The 625-nt window shown below is 56.8% G+C and carries 1 protein-coding gene; it reads left to right on the forward strand.

Going from position 1 to position 625, the window contains the following annotated elements; all coding sequences use genetic code 11:
• Positions 1–359: potassium channel family protein (locus AC629_RS44140; RefSeq protein WP_349531751.1), on the forward strand; the 359-nt coding region annotated here is incomplete at its 5' end.
• Between the last annotated feature and the right edge of the window lie 266 nt (positions 360–625).

The following is a 625-nucleotide window of genomic DNA, read 5'->3' on the forward strand; positions in this document are numbered from 1 at the left end:
GCCACGACATGAACTGGCCGGCACGGAAGCCGTTGCGGCGGCGCTTTTTGGTAGCGCTTGGCCATGCGATTCACGTGACGTGGCCGGTGTTGTCTGTACTTCTAGCAATTCAGCTTGCGTTGGGATTGCTGATTGGTTTTGTTGAGGGCTGGTCTCTCGGGGATGCGGTTTATTTTACTTTCATTACAGGCCTCACGATTGGTTACGGTGATCTCGTCCCGAGGCAGGCGTTGTCGCGCGCGCTTGCGATCGGAATTGGCTTTCTCGGGCTGTTTGTCACGGGTGTCATCGCGGCAATTGCGGTCCATGCCATGCTCTCAGCGCTAACCGGTGGCGGGAGTGGCGGTGAGCGATCGTAGTATCGACGAGGTGATCGAGTAAGCATGCTGCTTGCGCACTGCATAAGTCGGGTTTTGGCCCTTCGCGTCATTTCGTTCTCGCGCAGTAAGCTGGTCGGTTTCGGAGAAGAGCAGACATCGAACGGCGGCCGAAACCGCAGAGCCGGTCGAGAATGACCCTGGCTGTGTGAAAACACTGAGCTGCTGTTATGATTCTCCTGTGATTCTTTGGGGGAATCGATGAGGCGCTTCGTTGAAGAGGCGGATCGTGGGCAGCGAACGCTGTT

The sequence above is a fragment of the Bradyrhizobium sp. NAS80.1 genome (genome assembly GCF_001908205.1).
In the GTDB taxonomy this organism is placed as follows: Bacteria; Pseudomonadota; Alphaproteobacteria; order Rhizobiales; family Xanthobacteraceae; genus Bradyrhizobium.